The organism is Vreelandella halophytica, assembly GCF_968193635.1.
In genome coordinates this window covers 1,858,050-1,872,312 of record NZ_OZ309107.1, presented here as the reverse complement: position 1 = coordinate 1,872,312, position 14,263 = coordinate 1,858,050, and the positions used below count along the sequence as shown (strand labels likewise).

Annotated in this window: 15 protein-coding genes and 1 tRNA gene; 10 read left to right on the top strand and 6 right to left on the bottom strand. The window is 55.9% G+C overall.

All coding sequences use genetic code 11. The features are described 5' to 3' along the window. The first annotated feature begins 159 nt into the window (after nt 1-159). The 4 genes from ppnN to ACWHXT_RS08745 all read left to right on the top strand — a co-directional run bounded on the left by ppnN (nt 160) and on the right by ACWHXT_RS08745 (nt 3,019). The gene (gene ppnN, locus ACWHXT_RS08760) at nt 160-1,545 is read left to right on the top strand and encodes a nucleotide 5'-monophosphate nucleosidase PpnN (protein ID WP_447957966.1); all 1,386 of its coding nucleotides are present in this window, start codon (nt 160-162) and stop codon (nt 1,543-1,545) included. A gap of 30 nt (nt 1,546-1,575) precedes the next feature. Further along, nucleotides 1,576-2,301, top strand: coding sequence for a sulfite exporter TauE/SafE family protein (locus tag ACWHXT_RS08755; RefSeq protein ID WP_447957965.1), 726 nt, complete (start codon nt 1,576-1,578; stop codon nt 2,299-2,301). Nucleotides 2,302-2,534: 233 nt separating this feature from the next. Then, nucleotides 2,535-2,738 carry a hypothetical protein gene (locus tag ACWHXT_RS08750; protein ID WP_447896101.1) on the top strand — a complete coding sequence of 68 codons (204 nt, stop codon included), beginning with the start codon at nt 2,535-2,537 and terminating at the stop codon, nt 2,736-2,738. Nucleotides 2,739-2,830: 92 nt separating this feature from the next. Further along, on the top strand, nt 2,831-3,019 hold the full coding sequence (locus tag ACWHXT_RS08745; protein WP_447957964.1) for a hypothetical protein: 189 nt from the start codon (nt 2,831-2,833) through the stop codon (nt 3,017-3,019). 55 nt (nt 3,020-3,074) lie between these two features. On the opposite strand, the gene ACWHXT_RS08740 is transcribed toward ACWHXT_RS08745, so the two are convergent. From ACWHXT_RS08740 to ACWHXT_RS08730, 3 genes are all read right to left on the bottom strand, one after another. After that, a tRNA-Pro gene (locus ACWHXT_RS08740) sits at nt 3,075-3,151 on the bottom strand. Between the two features lie 126 nt (nt 3,152-3,277). Next, nucleotides 3,278-4,084, bottom strand: coding sequence for an inositol monophosphatase family protein (locus tag ACWHXT_RS08735; protein ID WP_447957963.1), 807 nt, complete (start codon nt 4,082-4,084; stop codon nt 3,278-3,280). 417 nt (nt 4,085-4,501) lie between these two features. Continuing rightward, nucleotides 4,502-4,924, bottom strand: coding sequence for a prepilin-type N-terminal cleavage/methylation domain-containing protein (locus tag ACWHXT_RS08730; protein WP_447957962.1), 423 nt, complete (start codon nt 4,922-4,924; stop codon nt 4,502-4,504). Between the two features lie 217 nt (nt 4,925-5,141). Here ACWHXT_RS08730 and pilB point away from each other — a divergent pair, with 217 nt between their 5' ends. From pilB to ACWHXT_RS08700, 6 genes are read left to right on the top strand one after another with little or no spacing between them, the layout of a single operon-like run. After that, a complete protein-coding gene (pilB, locus tag ACWHXT_RS08725) occupies nt 5,142-6,887 on the top strand; it encodes a type IV-A pilus assembly ATPase PilB (protein WP_447896097.1) in 1,746 nt (581 codons plus the stop codon). 8 nt (nt 6,888-6,895) lie between these two features. Next, nucleotides 6,896-8,122, top strand: coding sequence for a type II secretion system F family protein (locus ACWHXT_RS08720; RefSeq protein ID WP_447957961.1), 1,227 nt, complete (start codon nt 6,896-6,898; stop codon nt 8,120-8,122). An 18-nt stretch (nt 8,123-8,140) separates the two neighbouring features. Continuing rightward, nucleotides 8,141-8,986, top strand: a complete 846-nt coding sequence (locus ACWHXT_RS08715; protein WP_447929076.1) for a prepilin peptidase — start codon at nt 8,141-8,143, stop codon at nt 8,984-8,986. 32 nt (nt 8,987-9,018) lie between these two features. Continuing rightward, nucleotides 9,019-9,621: a dephospho-CoA kinase gene (coaE, locus tag ACWHXT_RS08710; RefSeq protein WP_447957960.1), complete on the top strand. Its 603-nt coding sequence runs from the start codon at nt 9,019-9,021 to the stop codon at nt 9,619-9,621. A 21-nt stretch (nt 9,622-9,642) separates the two neighbouring features. Further along, nucleotides 9,643-9,873, top strand: a complete 231-nt coding sequence (gene yacG / locus ACWHXT_RS08705) for a DNA gyrase inhibitor YacG (RefSeq protein ID WP_447896093.1) — start codon at nt 9,643-9,645, stop codon at nt 9,871-9,873. Between the two features lie 9 nt (nt 9,874-9,882). Further along, nucleotides 9,883-10,755, top strand: coding sequence for a DNA replication terminus site-binding protein (locus ACWHXT_RS08700; RefSeq protein ID WP_447957959.1), 873 nt, complete (start codon nt 9,883-9,885; stop codon nt 10,753-10,755). On the opposite strand, the gene ACWHXT_RS08695 is transcribed toward ACWHXT_RS08700, so the two are convergent. From ACWHXT_RS08695 to rpsA, 3 genes are all read right to left on the bottom strand, one after another. Next, on the bottom strand, nt 10,727-11,107 hold the full coding sequence (locus ACWHXT_RS08695) for a hypothetical protein (protein ID WP_447957958.1): 381 nt from the start codon (nt 11,105-11,107) through the stop codon (nt 10,727-10,729). The two genes, ACWHXT_RS08700 and ACWHXT_RS08695, sit on opposite strands and share 29 nt — an antisense overlap. Nucleotides 11,108-11,855: 748 nt before the next feature. Continuing rightward, entirely contained in the window at nt 11,856-12,230 is a 375-nt protein-coding gene (locus ACWHXT_RS08690; RefSeq protein ID WP_447896090.1) for a histone-like nucleoid-structuring protein, MvaT/MvaU family, read from the bottom strand. A 276-nt stretch (nt 12,231-12,506) separates the two neighbouring features. Next, nucleotides 12,507-14,195 carry a 30S ribosomal protein S1 gene (rpsA, locus tag ACWHXT_RS08685; RefSeq protein ID WP_447528795.1) on the bottom strand — a complete coding sequence of 563 codons (1,689 nt, stop codon included), beginning with the start codon at nt 14,193-14,195 and terminating at the stop codon, nt 12,507-12,509. Nucleotides 14,196-14,263 lie beyond the last annotated feature (68 nt).

The window sequence follows — 14,263 nt, the reverse complement described above, 5'->3', positions numbered from 1 at the left end:
GATGAGCGCCATAGCAAAAGTAACGTATGGTGTTTCAAACGCGAACACCAAAACGGTCAAGATTAGCATATCTGGCACGCCGAGGCGCCTTGCACGTAGCCATTCGCTTGGGTGATAGTAGGGCAAGTCATTGTTATTCACCCAGAGAACGTTACACGAATGAACCAAGCCCTGGCCCCACGGCCCACGATTTCCAGCACGATTTCCCCTGAAGGCAGCCTCGAGGTGCTCTCTCAACAAGAGGTCTATCGCCTGCAAAGCACCTCTCAAACCGGGCTTCACGACTTGCTTCGCCGCTGCGCGCTGGCGGTACTCAACTGCGGGCGCCCCTCGGACGATAGCCTGGCGATCATGGAGGCTTACAAGGATTTCGACATCGAAGTGCTGCAGCAGGACCGCGGCATTCGGCTGAAGCTGACCAACGCCCCGGCGGAAGCCTTCGTCGATGGCCACATGATTCGCGGTATTCGCGAACATCTTTCGTCGATCCTTCGCGACATCGTCTACGTGTATAGCGAAATTCAGCGCCAGGACCGCTTCGACCTGACCACCGGCGAAGGCACGACCAACGCGGTTTTCCATATTCTGCGCAAGGCCGGCACGTTAAAGCCCGAGCTCGACCCGAGCCTGGTGGTGTGCTGGGGCGGGCACTCGATTTCCCGCGAAGAGTACGACTACTCCAAGGACGTGGGCTATCACCTGGGCCTGCGCGAAATGGATATCTGCACCGGGTGCGGGCCCGGGGCGATGAAGGGCCCCATGAAAGGTGCCAATGTCGCCCACGCCAAGCAGCGGCGTAAAGGGGGGCGTTATTTGGGGATCTCCGAGCCCGGTATCATCGCCGCGGAAGCGCCGAACCCGATCGTCAACGAACTGGTGGTCATGCCGGATATCGAAAAGCGCCTCGAGGCCTTCGTGCGCCTGGGTCACGGCATCATCATTTTCCCCGGCGGTGTGGGCACCGCGGAAGAGATCCTGTATCTACTGGGTATTCTGCTACACCCGAAAAACAGCGACACGCCCTTCCCGCTCATTTTCACCGGCCCGGCCGCCTCCGCCGCCTACTTCGAGAAAATCGACGAGTTTTTGGTGTACACCCTGGGTGAGGAGATTCGCCGCTACTACACCATCATTACCGGCGACCCGGTGTCCGTTGCCCGGGGCATGCGCGAAGGCATCGACGAGATCGCTCAATTTCGCCGCGAGCATCAGGACGCTTTCTATTTCAACTGGCGTCTCAACATCGCCCGCGAGTTCCAGGCCCCCTTCGAGCCGACCCACGAAGCGATGAAGAACCTTGCCCTGCATCGCGACCAGCCCACTCACGAACTGGCCGCCAACCTGCGCCGGGCGTTTTCCGGCATCGTGGCGGGTAACGTGAAAGAGCCGGGCATTCGCGCCATCAAGGCCCATGGTCCTTTCGTGCTCTCCGCCGAGCCGGAGCTCATGCGCCGCCTGGACGAGCTTTTGAGCTCCTTCGTCGCCCAGGGGCGCATGAAACTCGACGGCGAGCCCTATACGCCCTGCTACGTCCTCGAAAACTGATCTTGAACGCATGACATACAGGATGAACCCGTGATCATCGCGCTATTCACGCTATTGATAGCCGGAGTGGTGAAAGGCGCAATCGGCTCCGGCGTGCCGGTCATCGTCGTGCCGGTGTTTACCATGCTCTACAACGTTCAGACGGCCATCGCGCTACTGGTGGCCTCCAACCTGTTCAGTAACGCCCTCCAGGCCTGGCAGCACCGCCGCCACCTGCTGCCCATCCGGTTTTTGATGGTGTTCTCGCTGGCAGGCTGCGCGGGCATCGTCCTGGGTACCTGGGGGCTGGTAGCGCTCTCTCACGATACGCTGTCATTAGGCGTGGCCGGGGCGATCGTGCTTTATCTCGTGATCAAGCTACTGAGGGGAAAGATGGCGCTTTCGATGGCGATGGCCGACCGGCTCGTACTGCCGGTGGGGCTAGTCGGCGGCATACTTCAGGGGGCGGCGGGCATGTCGGCGCCGGCCTCGATTACCTTTTTAAACGCCATGCGACTCGAGCGACGCGCGTTCATTGGCTCGATCTCGGTATTTTTCTGCGCCATTACGCTGGCCCAAATACCGGCACTGCTGGCCACGGGTATTCTAACCCTCGAGCTTGGCGCCTATAGCCTGGCGGCATTCGCCGTGATTGCGCTGGGCATGCCGCTGGGCGCCGCCCTTGGCAAGCGCCTGCCATTTGCGTGGTTCGATAAGCTGATCATGCTGCTACTGGCCGGTATCGCGGTTAAAATTCTCAACGAGGTATTTGTCTAGCCCGCGTGGAACATTTAGGCTCTGTCTGAAAAGTGCCTGCGCTCGACAATACGGCGTTAAAAATTGGCTCAAAATACTCATTTACACATGTAAACTCCGTTTTTTCGCCAATTTTTGCCTTGTCTTGTCTTCGCTCGTCGACTTTTCAGACAGACCCTCGCGCAAAGTGCTGGCTAATTACTATACTGACTCATACCTGCTATTAAGCACCCAAAAGGAAAGGATACGACCCAATGGAAATGATCAACCAGCTTCAGGAAGGCCCGACCAAAGCATTCGCCAAACACTGCTTCGAGGCCCATTCGCCGGAAGAGCTCGAAGCCGCCGCCGAAGGCGCGCCGGATGAATCGGAGATGGAGCACTGGGGTATCGACGCCGGCCAATGGGAAGAAGCGGTCACCACCGCCCTGGCCGACCACCGCGCCCAGCAAGAATAAGCCCGCCGAACGCGAAGGGCCGCCGCTTGCTTTAAGCGGCGGCTTTTTTGATTCAGCACGTTCGCCCGGAATCAGCGTCTTTGGAGGTCATCATGCGTAAGTGGATACTGCTGGCGCTCTTCAACTGGCTACGAAAGCCCGCCAACCGGCAAAAGGCGAAAAACGCCTGGAACAAGTATCGGGGTAACGCCGCGAGCCGGCCAAGCCAACAACCAGGCACCCGCCCTGGCGGCGCGCAACGCCGCCCCAACGATATCAAAGACATTAACGAGCGTTTTTGATCAGGCATAAAAAAACCGCCGCTCGGGGTAACCCGTAGCGGCGGTTTTCGTATTTTGGTCGGAGTGACAGGATTCGAACCTGCGACCTTTGCAACCCCATTGCAACGCGCTACCAAGCTGCGCCACACTCCGATGTCTTTTGCGATCGGCACTTTTAAAGCGCTGACTTATCGCCTCAAGACGGTGCGTATACTAGCGTTTAATGGCGCAAATGAAAAGTCCTTTTTAGGCTTTCTTTTCAAATGCTTGGCCCAACGCTTACGACACGCCCTTGAGAAGCGACGCCATCTCCTTGAAAACGCCGGGGGCCGTGATCAGAAGCTCTTCAGGGTACAGGTCCGCCGAGAGCCCCTCGGGTACTTCGACCAAACGGCCAAGCGAGGCGCCCGCCTCGCGTGCGATGACCCAGCCCGCCGCAAAATCCCAGGGCGAGACGGTCTCGAAGTAGGCGTCCAACCGCCCGCAGGCGATATCGCAGATATCCAGCGCCGCGGCGCCGTTACGGCGGATATCCTGGCAATTCGTTAATACGGCCTCCAGGCGCGGCATTAACGCTTTGCGCTCAGCCCTGTCGTAGGGAAAGCCGGTTCCGACCAGGGTCGCTGCCAGTTCACTGGCCTTGCTTGGCTCGATGGGCTGACCGTTCAGGAACGCCCCGCCGCCCTCGACCGCGGTAAAGGTTTCATCCAAAAACGGCGCGTGCACCACACCGACCTTGCCCACGCCCTGCTCCAGCCAGGCAATGGAAACCGCCACATGGCGAAGTCCTTGGGCGAAGTTCACCGTGCCGTCGATTGGATCTACGACCCACAGCGGCTCCCTCGCTTCCAACCCCTTCTCTGGGCTCAGCTCTTCACTAAGCTGCGCTTCCCCGGGAAAGTGTTTGGAAAGCTCTTCGCTGATAAAGGTATCCACCGCCACGTCCACATCGGTGACCAGCTCGATGCCCTGCTTTAAGCGCTGATCGAAACGCTGCTCGGTTCGCGCTGTTTTGATCATTCGGCCTGCTGCTTGGGCAATGCGTATGGCCTCTTGCAAGCGTGCTTGTAACGTAGTCGCCATCATTGCTTCCTAATTGGTATTTAAATGCTCACTGCCAGGCTCTGTCTGAAAAGTATCTACGCTCGACCTTACGGCGTTAAAAATTGGCTAATAATACTCATTTACGACCATTAAACCCCGCTTCTTCGCCAATTCTGCCTTGCCTTAGCTTGTCTTCGCTCGTCGACTTTTCAGACAGAACCTAGGGTTGCGAAGTGACACTGTCATGAATCAAAGTGATCCTAACATATTAATTAATAACCAAAAATTTCGAACCATTGCGCTAGCGGAGTAATTAGAAAGCATGCGGTAGAATTTAAAACTCAGGTCAGCATGCTTAAATAAAATAACATTTAATATAAAAGATATTATATTTATATTAAGTAAACAAAAAAGCCGCCTAAGAGACGGCTAAAATTGAATATTCAGGTATCAATTCGCTTAAGGTGTTACAGGCGTTTCAGGTGTTACATCTATTTGACCATTCTCCACTGGTACAGCATCAACCCCAGTGCGATTTACATCGACGTTTTGCTGAGTACCGCTGATAAGATTGTTAGCCAATGTAACTTTAGCAGCATCTCCATCAATGCTACATGATTCAAAATTATAATCTGTAATTACACTATTATCGGCAGAGACAGCTCCATTAGTAGTAGTAGCGCTTTCAGCTACAGCAATACTTCTAAAAGAGCTTAACTCGGAAACACAAGCAGTTCTGGCAGAACGATCTAAATAATTACCATACTGCGGCACTCCAATAGCGGCCAATATACCGATGATCGCAATAACGATCAGCAGCTCGATCAGCGTAAAGCCGCCCTGGTGGTAGCGTTTTAGCTGTGTTGCGTTTGGAATTTGCATTCGGTGTGTCCCTTTGAATATGTCGTTTTTTTGGGGCTAAAAATGTTTAGCCCATGTGGGGATCACAGTAGCCTGGCGGGGAAGAGCTGACAACTAGCTTTATAAGCCTTTTTTGAGCGCTATTCCCTCTTTATGATGACGGCAAAGCGTGCATTATAGTAGTTTTTAATGGCAGTTAAGTATTCTTGCTGCCCACACGCACGCGTTGCGAGATTCTATGACCTCTTCTGCCTTTGACGAGCCCGCCACGGGGCTTAAATTAAGCGGTATTGCCAGGCGCCTGGTTGCCCACGAAGTGCTGACCCGGGCTCAAGCCGAGGTGGCGGACGAGTCCTCCGCCGAGCTCGATCTTTCGTTTCTACAGCACGTGGTAGAAAGTGGACTGGTGGATTCGACCGATGCGGTGCTGGCGGCGGCCTGGGAGTACGGGCTGCCGGTGGTGGATCTCGAGGCGGTCAAGCTAAGCGCCCTGCCCCCGGCCAACGAATACCCTATCAAGATACTCAACAAGCTGAACGCGCTGCCGCTGGCGCGCCACGGCCACCGGCTCACCGTGGCGGTGCCTTACCCGGCCACGCTCACCCAGCTTGATGAACTGCAGTTTGCCACCAACTTGAGCGTCGAGGGCGTACTGGCACCGGCGGAGCAGATACGCAGCCACCTGATTCAGTACGTGGCCCAGAACGAGCGCAGCCTGCTCGAAGAGCTCGACGGCGTGGACGACTCTGTCGGCGCGCTCAATATCGTTCACGACGAGGAAGGCGAAGAGGTCACCCTCGAGAGTACCGGCGTCAACAAGGAGGACGCGCCGGTCGTCAAGTTCGTCAACAAGGTGCTGCTGGATGCCATTAGCCGCGGCGCGTCGGATATTCACTTCGAGCCTTACGAATCCCAGTACCGGGTGCGTTTTCGTATCGACGGCATGCTCATCGAGATCGCCAAGCCGCCGTTTGCCATGCGCGACCGGATTGCGGCGCGCTTGAAAATCATGTCTCGGCTGGATATTTCCGAGCGCCGCCTTCCCCAGGACGGGGCGATCAAGCTGCAGCTGTCCCGCTCGCGCTCGATCGATTTCCGGGTCAACTCGCTTCCTACCGTGTACGGCGAAAAGCTGGTGCTGCGGATACTCGACCCCTCCTCGATACGCTTGGGTATCGAGCAGCTGGGCTTCAGTGCACGCCAACAAAAGGATTACGAAGCCGCCCTCAAACGCCCCCAGGGCATGATCCTGGTGACCGGCCCCACCGGTAGCGGTAAAACCGTAACGCTCTACACCGGTATCGATATGCTCAATCAGATCGAGCGCAATATCTGTACCGCCGAGGATCCGGTCGAGATCAAGGTCTCCGGCATCAACCAGGTCAACGTGCTGCCCAAGATCGGGCTCAATTTTGCCAGCGCCCTGCGCGCGTTTTTGCGCCAGGACCCGGACGTGGTCATGGTGGGCGAGATTCGCGATCTCGAAACCGCAGAGATCGCCGTCAAGGCGGCGCAGACCGGGCACATGGTGCTCTCGACCGTGCACACCAACTCGGCGGCGGAAACCCTGACGCGCTTGGCCAATATGGGCGTTGCCTCGTACAACATCGCAAGCTCGGTCACGCTGATCATCGCCCAGCGGCTAGCACGCAGGCTCTGCCCTAACTGCAAGGCGCCGGCGGATATCCCTCACGAGGCGCTTTTGAAAGCCGGTTTCCGCCAGGCGCAGCTCGATAACGTCACCATCTACAAGGCGGTGGGCTGCAAGCAGTGCACCCAGGGCTATAAAGGGCGCGTGGGCATTTACGAAGTATTGCCGATTAGCGACGACATGCGCACCTTGATCATGCGCGACGGCAACGCGCTCGAAATCGACAAGCTCGCCCGCCAGGAAGACCACCCAAGCCTCTATCAAAGCTGCTTGAGTCGGGTGCTGGATGGCAGCACCAGCCTTGAAGAAGTCAACCGTATCAGCAAGGAGTAACCAGGGTGATGGCCAAAGCGAAAGCGCGCACGAAACTTGCTCCCTTGCACCGCTGGAAATGGCAGGGCAAGGGCCCGAAAGATCGTGTCATGAAGGGCGAGCTGATTGGCCGCACCAAGGATGAAATCGTCGAGCAGCTTGCACGCCAACGGGTTACCGCACAAAAGATTCAAAAGCGCAGCAGCCTGAACGGCCGCGGCAGCGTCTCCAGTGTCGACATCATGCTGTTTGCCCGGCAAATGGCGACCATGATGCGCGCAGGTATCCCGATTCTTCAGGCGCTCCAGGCCATTTCCGAGAGCATGAAAAAGCCGGCCATGGTCGATCTGACCCAGCAGATCATGCGCGATGTCTCCTCCGGCGACAGCCTTTCCCAGGCGATGGCCCGACACCCCAAGCAGTTCGACCGGCTCTTTGTGAACCTGGTCAGCGCCGGCGAGCAGGCCGGGGCACTCGATCAAATGCTCGAACGCATCGCCCTCTACAAGGAAAAAGTCGCCTCACTGAAAAGCCGGGTGAAAAAGGCGCTTTGGTACCCGGCGGCGGTCATGACCATCGGCCTGGTCGTGACGATGATTTTGTTGGTAATGGTCGTGCCCGAGTTCGAAAGCATGTTCCAGGGCTTTGGCGCCGAGCTTCCCGTACTTACCCAGGTGACCGTGCGCTTCTCGGAACTCGCCCAGGCCTACTGGCTACCCACGCTTGGCCTGATCGTAGGGGGAATCGTGCTCCTCAAGGCGGCGGCCAGACGTTCGGATAAAGTCGCCTACGCCATCGATCAGTTCCTGCTTCGCCTACCGGTGCTAGGGGACATACTGCACAAATCAGCGGTGTCACGCTTTACCCGAACGCTTGCCACGACCTTTAGCTCCGGCGTGCCGCTCATCGAGGGGCTGGAAACCGCCTCCGGGGCGGCTGACAACCGGGTCTACATCAAGGCCATCAACGAGGTACGCGAGGACGTGACGACCGGCCAACAGCTGCACTTTGCCATGCGCCTGACCAATCGTTTTCCGGCCCTGGCCGTGCAAATGGTGAGCATTGGCGAAGAAGCAGGCTCCCTGGATGCGATGTTGAACCGAGTGGCCGACTATTACGAAGAAGAAGTGGAAAACAAGGTCGACACACTTACCTCACTCATGGAACCGGTTATAATCGTCGTTCTGGGGCTTTTGGTCGGCGGCGTCGTCGTTTCCATGTATCTGCCCATCTTCGAAATTGGTACCGCACTTTAACCGCTTGCCTGGAGCATCATGGGTTTACCGCCAGCCGTTTTATATAGCGCCATTTTTATCGTTGGACTCTGCCTGGGCAGTTTTTTGAACGTGGTCATTACCCGCCTTCCGGTCATGCTGATGCGCCACTGGCGCGAAGAGGCGCGGGCGTCTTTGGAGTTACCCCTCGAACCCGCCCCGCGCTTCAATCTCGCCGTCCCCGCTTCCATGTGCCCACGTTGCGAGGCGGCCATCGCCTGGCACGATAACCTGCCCGTCGTCGGATGGCTAAAGCGCCGGGGGCGCTGCGCGCATTGCCAAACACGTATCAGCCCGCAGTATCCGCTCGTGGAACTCGCCGGGGGGCTACTGGCCGTGGCGGTGCTGGCACTTTTTGGTTTTACGCTCAACGCGCTGTTCATCTTTGCCGCGTGTTTGACACTTCTCGCTCTGGCGGTTATCGATTTTCGTACCTTCTTGTTGCCCGATGCGCTGACGCTACCGCTTCTCTGGCTAGGCCTCATCTACCAGCTGATGTTCCAGCCGTTCATGCTGCAAAGTGCCGTTATCGGTGCCATGGCGGGTTATCTCGTTCTTTGGAGTTTTTACTGGCTCTTTAAGCTGATAACCGGCAAGGAAGGCATGGGGTATGGCGACTTCAAGCTGCTGGCTGCCCTTGGCGCGTGGCTGGGGTGGGCGTTCTTGCCCCTTTTGCTGGTAGTGTCGGCGGGGCTGGGGGCGGTCATAGGCTTGCTCGCCCAGTGGCTGATTCCCAACATGCGCGGTAAGCCGCTGCCTTTTGGCCCCTTTTTGGCGCTGGCTGGCTGGACGTGCCTGCTCGCCGGTGACGAACTGTTCGTGCTTTACACAGCGCTTAGCTTTTAACCAAGCCCCACCAGGGCTGGATAGATAGTTTTATGATCATTGGTTTAACAGGTGGTATCGGCTCGGGTAAATCGACCGTCGCCAGGGCGTTCGAGGCGCGGGGTATCGGGTTCGTCGATGCCGATGACGTCGCCCGGGAAATCGTCATGCCCGGTGAGCCAGCGCTTGCGGACATCATCGAGCACTTTGGCGGCCATATACTCAAGGGTGATGGCACGCTCGACCGGGCCGCACTACGCGCCCTGATTTTCAACGACGCCACAGAGCGTCAATGGCTCGAGTCCTTTACCCACCCGCGTATCCGTACGCGTCTGGTCGAGCATCTCGAAGCACTCGAACGGCACTCGCCCTACGTACTGCTGGTTTCACCGCTGCTATTCGAGTCCGGACAGGCGGCATTGGTCGCGCGCGCGCTCGTGGTCGATGTGAGTATCGAGACCCAGCGCGAACGTACCATGCGCCGGGATAACGTAAGCGAAGAGCAGATAAATGCGATCCTGGCCGCGCAGCTTTCTCGGGAAGAGCGTTTGGCCAACGCCGATGATGTGGTCGATAATGATAGCGCTTGCGAGCAGCTCGAAAAACAAGTCGCCACTCTCGACCAGCGCTACCGGCATTTGAGTAACATTATATGAGCATCAACGTGCAGGAGTTTTATGTCCCCCGCTAACGATTCCCCTTTTGAAGTAGCCTGCCCCCAATGCGGTACCCAGGTACCCTGGACGCCGGAAAGTGCGTATCGGCCGTTTTGCAGCAAGCGCTGCCAGTTGATCGACCTTGGTGCCTGGGCGGATGAATCCCACCGCATTGGTGGCGAATCGGCCATGGATGAAGCCGATATCGAAACACTGCTGGCCCAGGCCGACAAAGACGCCCCGCTCTCATGAAGCCGCGCGATGAGTAACGATACCCCCGCGGCGTATCACCTCTTTTACGCGCTCGATTCACGCTTCGATCAGCTGATAGCCGCCATCGAAAAGGCCGCCGAGCTTTATGAAAGAGCCCAGCCGCCCACCTGGCAACTCGAAGAAACAAGCGAGCAGGTGTGCTGGTTTCGCCATGCACTGATGGACATGTGGCATGTGCAAGGCCAGGACGGGCGCGAAACGCGTAACTATATCGCCGTGATCGCGGCGGGCGACGACCTTCTCGAAGCCATCGACGAGGTCAACCAGGCCAAGAGCGCTATTAGCGAGCTTATAAGGCGTATCAAGGCGCTTTCACCCAGCGCCTTGAGCGAGGCGCGGCAGCGCTTGCCGCAGCGCCATCCCCATGTCGATGATGTATTGCGCAAAAGCGGTATGGCACGCCTTCACTTGAAGCAGTGTTGGCGTCATATTCCTATCGCCCCGGCCCCGGTCTCCCGGGTGCGCCTGGCCTGGTATACGAGCGGGCGTTCGATTAAAAAGCTGAGCGTTCAAGAGGCGGAGAAAAAACTGCTGCAACTCGATACCGATGCCCCTCACATACGCATTCAGCTTCAGAAACTGGCCGGCATACCCTCTGGCGAAACGCTGGCCCGGGTGCAAGCCCAGGCACCATTGTTGCGCGCGAACCTGTTCTTTACCGAGCCACTTCAGGATGGCCATACACGCCTGGCGCATAATATTGCCATGCCACTGATCGTGCCCGCCCAGCAAGCGCGCCTACCGCACATCAAGGCGCCCTCGCCTCAGGTGCCGGAGCAGCGCACCCGCGCCAAGCGCCGCGATGAAAAGCTGGAAAGTGAGGCGTTTCTACCTAGCCTGCGGGTTTATCGCTACCGCTAAGGCTATGTTCGACCGTGGGCTGGGTAACCGACGGTGTTTCATCCATAGCCCAGCGTCCTCCTTTCACCAAAGCCTCTACGAGCGCTTTGACACTTTCCTCAGAATATCCGCTTTCGATACACAGGGCTTTCAAGCGCTCACCAAACAGCTGCTCGCGTTGTTCGACCCGGGTTTTCTCATCCTGCTCTTCCAGGTCTTTAAGCGAACGTACCGGAGGGCCGGTAGGAATATCAAAACTATTGTCTGGATTCTCCAGCTGACGTAACGCCTGCGCGAAAGCATCGTCAAGCTCGCGAAACTTACGTAGTTTGTCGCGCTCGTCCACCTGCTTATAGTCCTTTTGATATTTCATTGATCTTTCATTTACACCTTACTTAAGAAAAGAAAATGTGCAGCTTCATGGTGCGGCAAGTCTGGCTTGAGGGTGCGACTTAATATCGCGCTTACTAACAAAGGTTAATTTTAGTAAATACTCTAAATCGGCCGAGCCAATCGGCTAATTGATACTCAAAATACTTGATGACGGCTTACAGGCTCAGTGAGCGTTACTACGTCTTATAATGGTGGCAGTGGCAGTCGTTTTAAATGGTAAGAATGAGCTACTTAATGCACCACACAGGCTGAGGTCGCCGTTACCTTGTCCAGGCTTTTCGCTGGATTACATGGGCTGCCCGCAGGGGCGAAAAGCGTTCATCTTGGCGTTTCAGCACAACGACTATAGCGCATAAAAAGCGAGCCGGGGCTGTCACGTTCACACTTATCTGACACTGAACGAAGCGTGCGACATTCAAACCATACGGCAAAGGGCTAAGGACAAAGTCAGAACACTGCAAAGAGACGTTGATTCAAAGCTCTTGGGGCCGTTCACAAATGCTTATTAAAGCGCTCAAGGCGTGGCAGACCTTTTTCAAGCATAGCAGAAGTGTCTGTGCTTACGCAGCAGGCGCTGGAGTGGATTCAGCTATCTACTGCTGTGGATCTTTGCGAGAAACGCTTGCTGGCTCGTCTGCGCTTGAAGGGCTTTCAGAGAACCCGTGGCATCCAATGCTTAACTCGAACAAAAAAAGCCGGTGCCCTCAAAAGGCACCGGCTTTTCTTAATTAGCTGTCTTGCGGCTGGAGCCAGGATTCGACGGTCTCATCGCCGTACTCGTCTTTCCAGGCACGTAATCCTTTATGGTTTCCGCCACGTGTTTCAATGACATCGCCGGTGTTCGGGTTCTTGTACACTTTAAGACGACGCTTGCGACGATTGGTCGGGGCCGCCGCTTTCTGGGAAGAGCGCTGGTCACTGGAAGGTTCCAGTAACGCAACGACATCGGCCGGGCGCTTATTGAACTCGTTCATCAATGCTTCAAGCTTTGATTTAAACTCGAGCTCGCTCTTAAGGCGCTGATCACCTTCTAGACGCTGTAGATCTTCCTGCAGCTGCTTTAGCTGCTGCTCTTTCTGCATGTATTCATTTAGGAGTGACATAGGGGGTTCCTTGATAACTGTGACTGAACAAGTAAAAGGTTAAATGTTAATAACCATGAATTACTTGCCCCGAGGCGTCGACATTATTGCTTTAATTGATCTAATTGACAATAGTCTAGTTGATTTTAAGCTAAATACTAATCGTTTTTTTATATCAAACCAGTTTAAAAGTTTAAACCTGGAAACCGGCAAAGTAATTTATTGAAGCAGACGCGTTATTACAGGTAAAAAAAACGCCGCCCGAAGGCGGCGTTTCTTGAATGAACGCTAGGACGATTAGTCCTGGCCGCCCATCTGCTGCTTGATCAGGTCGCCGATAGTGGTTGCACCACCGCCGCCTGTTTCAGAAGAGTCCTGATCGCGCAGTTTCTTCATGTTTTGACGTGTATCGTCCTGGTCTTTCGCTTTGATCGACAGATTGATCTGACGGCTCTTGCGATCGACATTAACGATGCGCGCTTCAACGCTGTCGCCTTCGTTTAGCACGTTACGCGCGTCTTCGACGCGGTCAGCGCTAATTTCAGACGCTTTCAAGATAGCAATAACGTCGGTAGCGAGTTCTACGTGCGCTTCCTTCGCGTCAACTTCGACGACGCGACCCGTTACCATGCTGCCTTTATCGTTGACCGAGAGGTACTCAGCAACCGGATCGGAATCCATTTGCTTGATACCCAGCGAGATACGCTCACGCTCGGGGTCGATAGACAGGATGACGGCTTCGGCTTCGTCGCCTTTCTTGAAGTTGCGAACCGCTTCTTCGCCGGTCTCGGTCCAGGAGATATCGGACAGGTGTACAAGACCGTCGATACCGCCTTCAAGGCCGATGAAGATACCGAAGTCGGTGATCGACTTGATGGTACCGGAAACACGGTCGCCCTTGTTGTACTCAGCGTTGAAGGTTTCCCACGGGTTAGCGGTGCACTGCTTGATACCCAGGGAAATACGACGACGCTCTTCGTCGATATCCAACACCATGACGTCGACATCATCGCCCACTTGCACGACTTTGGACGGATGGATGTTTTTGTTGGTCCAATCCATTTCGGAAACGTGGACCAGACCTTCGACGCCCTCTTCAAGCTCTGCAAAGCAGCCGTAGTCGGTCAGATTAGTGACGACAGCGTGTACTTTGGTGCCTTCCGGGTAGCGCGCTTTGATGTTGACCCAGGGATCTTCGCCTAGCTGCTTAAGACCCAGCGATACGCGGTTGCGCTCACGGTCGAACTTAAGAACCTTGACGTTGATCTCGTCGCCCACGGCAACGATTTCGGACGGATGCTTGATGCGCTTCCAAGCCATATCGGTGATGTGCAGCAAGCCGTCAACGCCACCCAGGTCAACGAAGGCGCCGTAATCGGTCAGGTTCTTGACGATACCCTTGATTTGCTGGCCTTCCTGCAGCGTAGCGAGCAGTGCTTCACGCTCGGCGCTGTTTTCGGCTTCAAGCACGGCGCGACGCGATACAACGACGTTGTTGCGTTTCGGGTCGAGCTTGATGACTTTGAAATCGAGTTCTTTGTTTTCCAGGTGCGCGGTATCGCGAACCGGACGAACATCGACCAGTGAACCCGGCAAGAAGGCACGGATAGAGTCAACGTCGACTGTAAAGCCGCCTTTAACTTTACCGTTGATCACGCCCTTGATGATTTCGTCTTTCTCGAAGGCTGCTTCAAGAATCTTCCAGGCTTCTGCACGCTTGGCTTTTTCACGAGACAGACGTGTTTCACCGAAGCCATCTTCTACGGCTTCCAGTGCAACGTGAACGTCATCACCGATCGCGATGTTGAGTTCGCCGTTTTCATCGCGGAACTGCGCCGCGGGGATTTGGCCTTCAGATTTCAGACCAGCGTTAACGGTAACCCAGTCACCGTCGATGTCGACAACCTGGGCCGCGACGATGGCGCCCGGCTCCATATTGATGTCGTTAAGAGACTGTTCAAACAGTTCAGCAAAGCTTTCGCTCATGGTTTTCCTACGTGATCAACGTTGTTGAGGCGTAATGCCTTCTCCGTACCACCAGCGAGTACGGGCCT

Excerpts from the sequence above, each read along its gene's own strand:
- ppnN (WP_447957966.1), top strand. The coding sequence starts at position 160 with ATGAACCAAGCCCTGGCCCCACGGCCCACGATTTCCAGCACGATTTCC.
- ACWHXT_RS08750 (WP_447896101.1), top strand. The coding sequence starts at position 2,535 with ATGGAAATGATCAACCAGCTTCAGGAAGGCCCGACCAAAGCATTCGCC.
- ACWHXT_RS08745 (WP_447957964.1), top strand. The coding sequence starts at position 2,831 with ATGCGTAAGTGGATACTGCTGGCGCTCTTCAACTGGCTACGAAAGCCC.
- ACWHXT_RS08735 (WP_447957963.1), bottom strand. The coding sequence starts at position 4,084 with ATGATGGCGACTACGTTACAAGCACGCTTGCAAGAGGCCATACGCATT.
- ACWHXT_RS08730 (WP_447957962.1), bottom strand. The coding sequence starts at position 4,924 with ATGCAAATTCCAAACGCAACACAGCTAAAACGCTACCACCAGGGCGGC.
- pilB (WP_447896097.1), top strand. The coding sequence starts at position 5,142 with ATGACCTCTTCTGCCTTTGACGAGCCCGCCACGGGGCTTAAATTAAGC.
- ACWHXT_RS08720 (WP_447957961.1), top strand. The coding sequence starts at position 6,896 with ATGGCCAAAGCGAAAGCGCGCACGAAACTTGCTCCCTTGCACCGCTGG.
- ACWHXT_RS08715 (WP_447929076.1), top strand. The coding sequence starts at position 8,141 with ATGGGTTTACCGCCAGCCGTTTTATATAGCGCCATTTTTATCGTTGGA.
- coaE (WP_447957960.1), top strand. The coding sequence starts at position 9,019 with ATGATCATTGGTTTAACAGGTGGTATCGGCTCGGGTAAATCGACCGTC.
- yacG (WP_447896093.1), top strand. The coding sequence starts at position 9,643 with ATGTCCCCCGCTAACGATTCCCCTTTTGAAGTAGCCTGCCCCCAATGC.
- ACWHXT_RS08700 (WP_447957959.1), top strand. The coding sequence starts at position 9,883 with ATGAGTAACGATACCCCCGCGGCGTATCACCTCTTTTACGCGCTCGAT.
- ACWHXT_RS08695 (WP_447957958.1), bottom strand. The coding sequence starts at position 11,107 with ATGAAATATCAAAAGGACTATAAGCAGGTGGACGAGCGCGACAAACTA.
- ACWHXT_RS08690 (WP_447896090.1), bottom strand. The coding sequence starts at position 12,230 with ATGTCACTCCTAAATGAATACATGCAGAAAGAGCAGCAGCTAAAGCAG.
- rpsA (WP_447528795.1), bottom strand. The coding sequence starts at position 14,195 with ATGAGCGAAAGCTTTGCTGAACTGTTTGAACAGTCTCTTAACGACATC.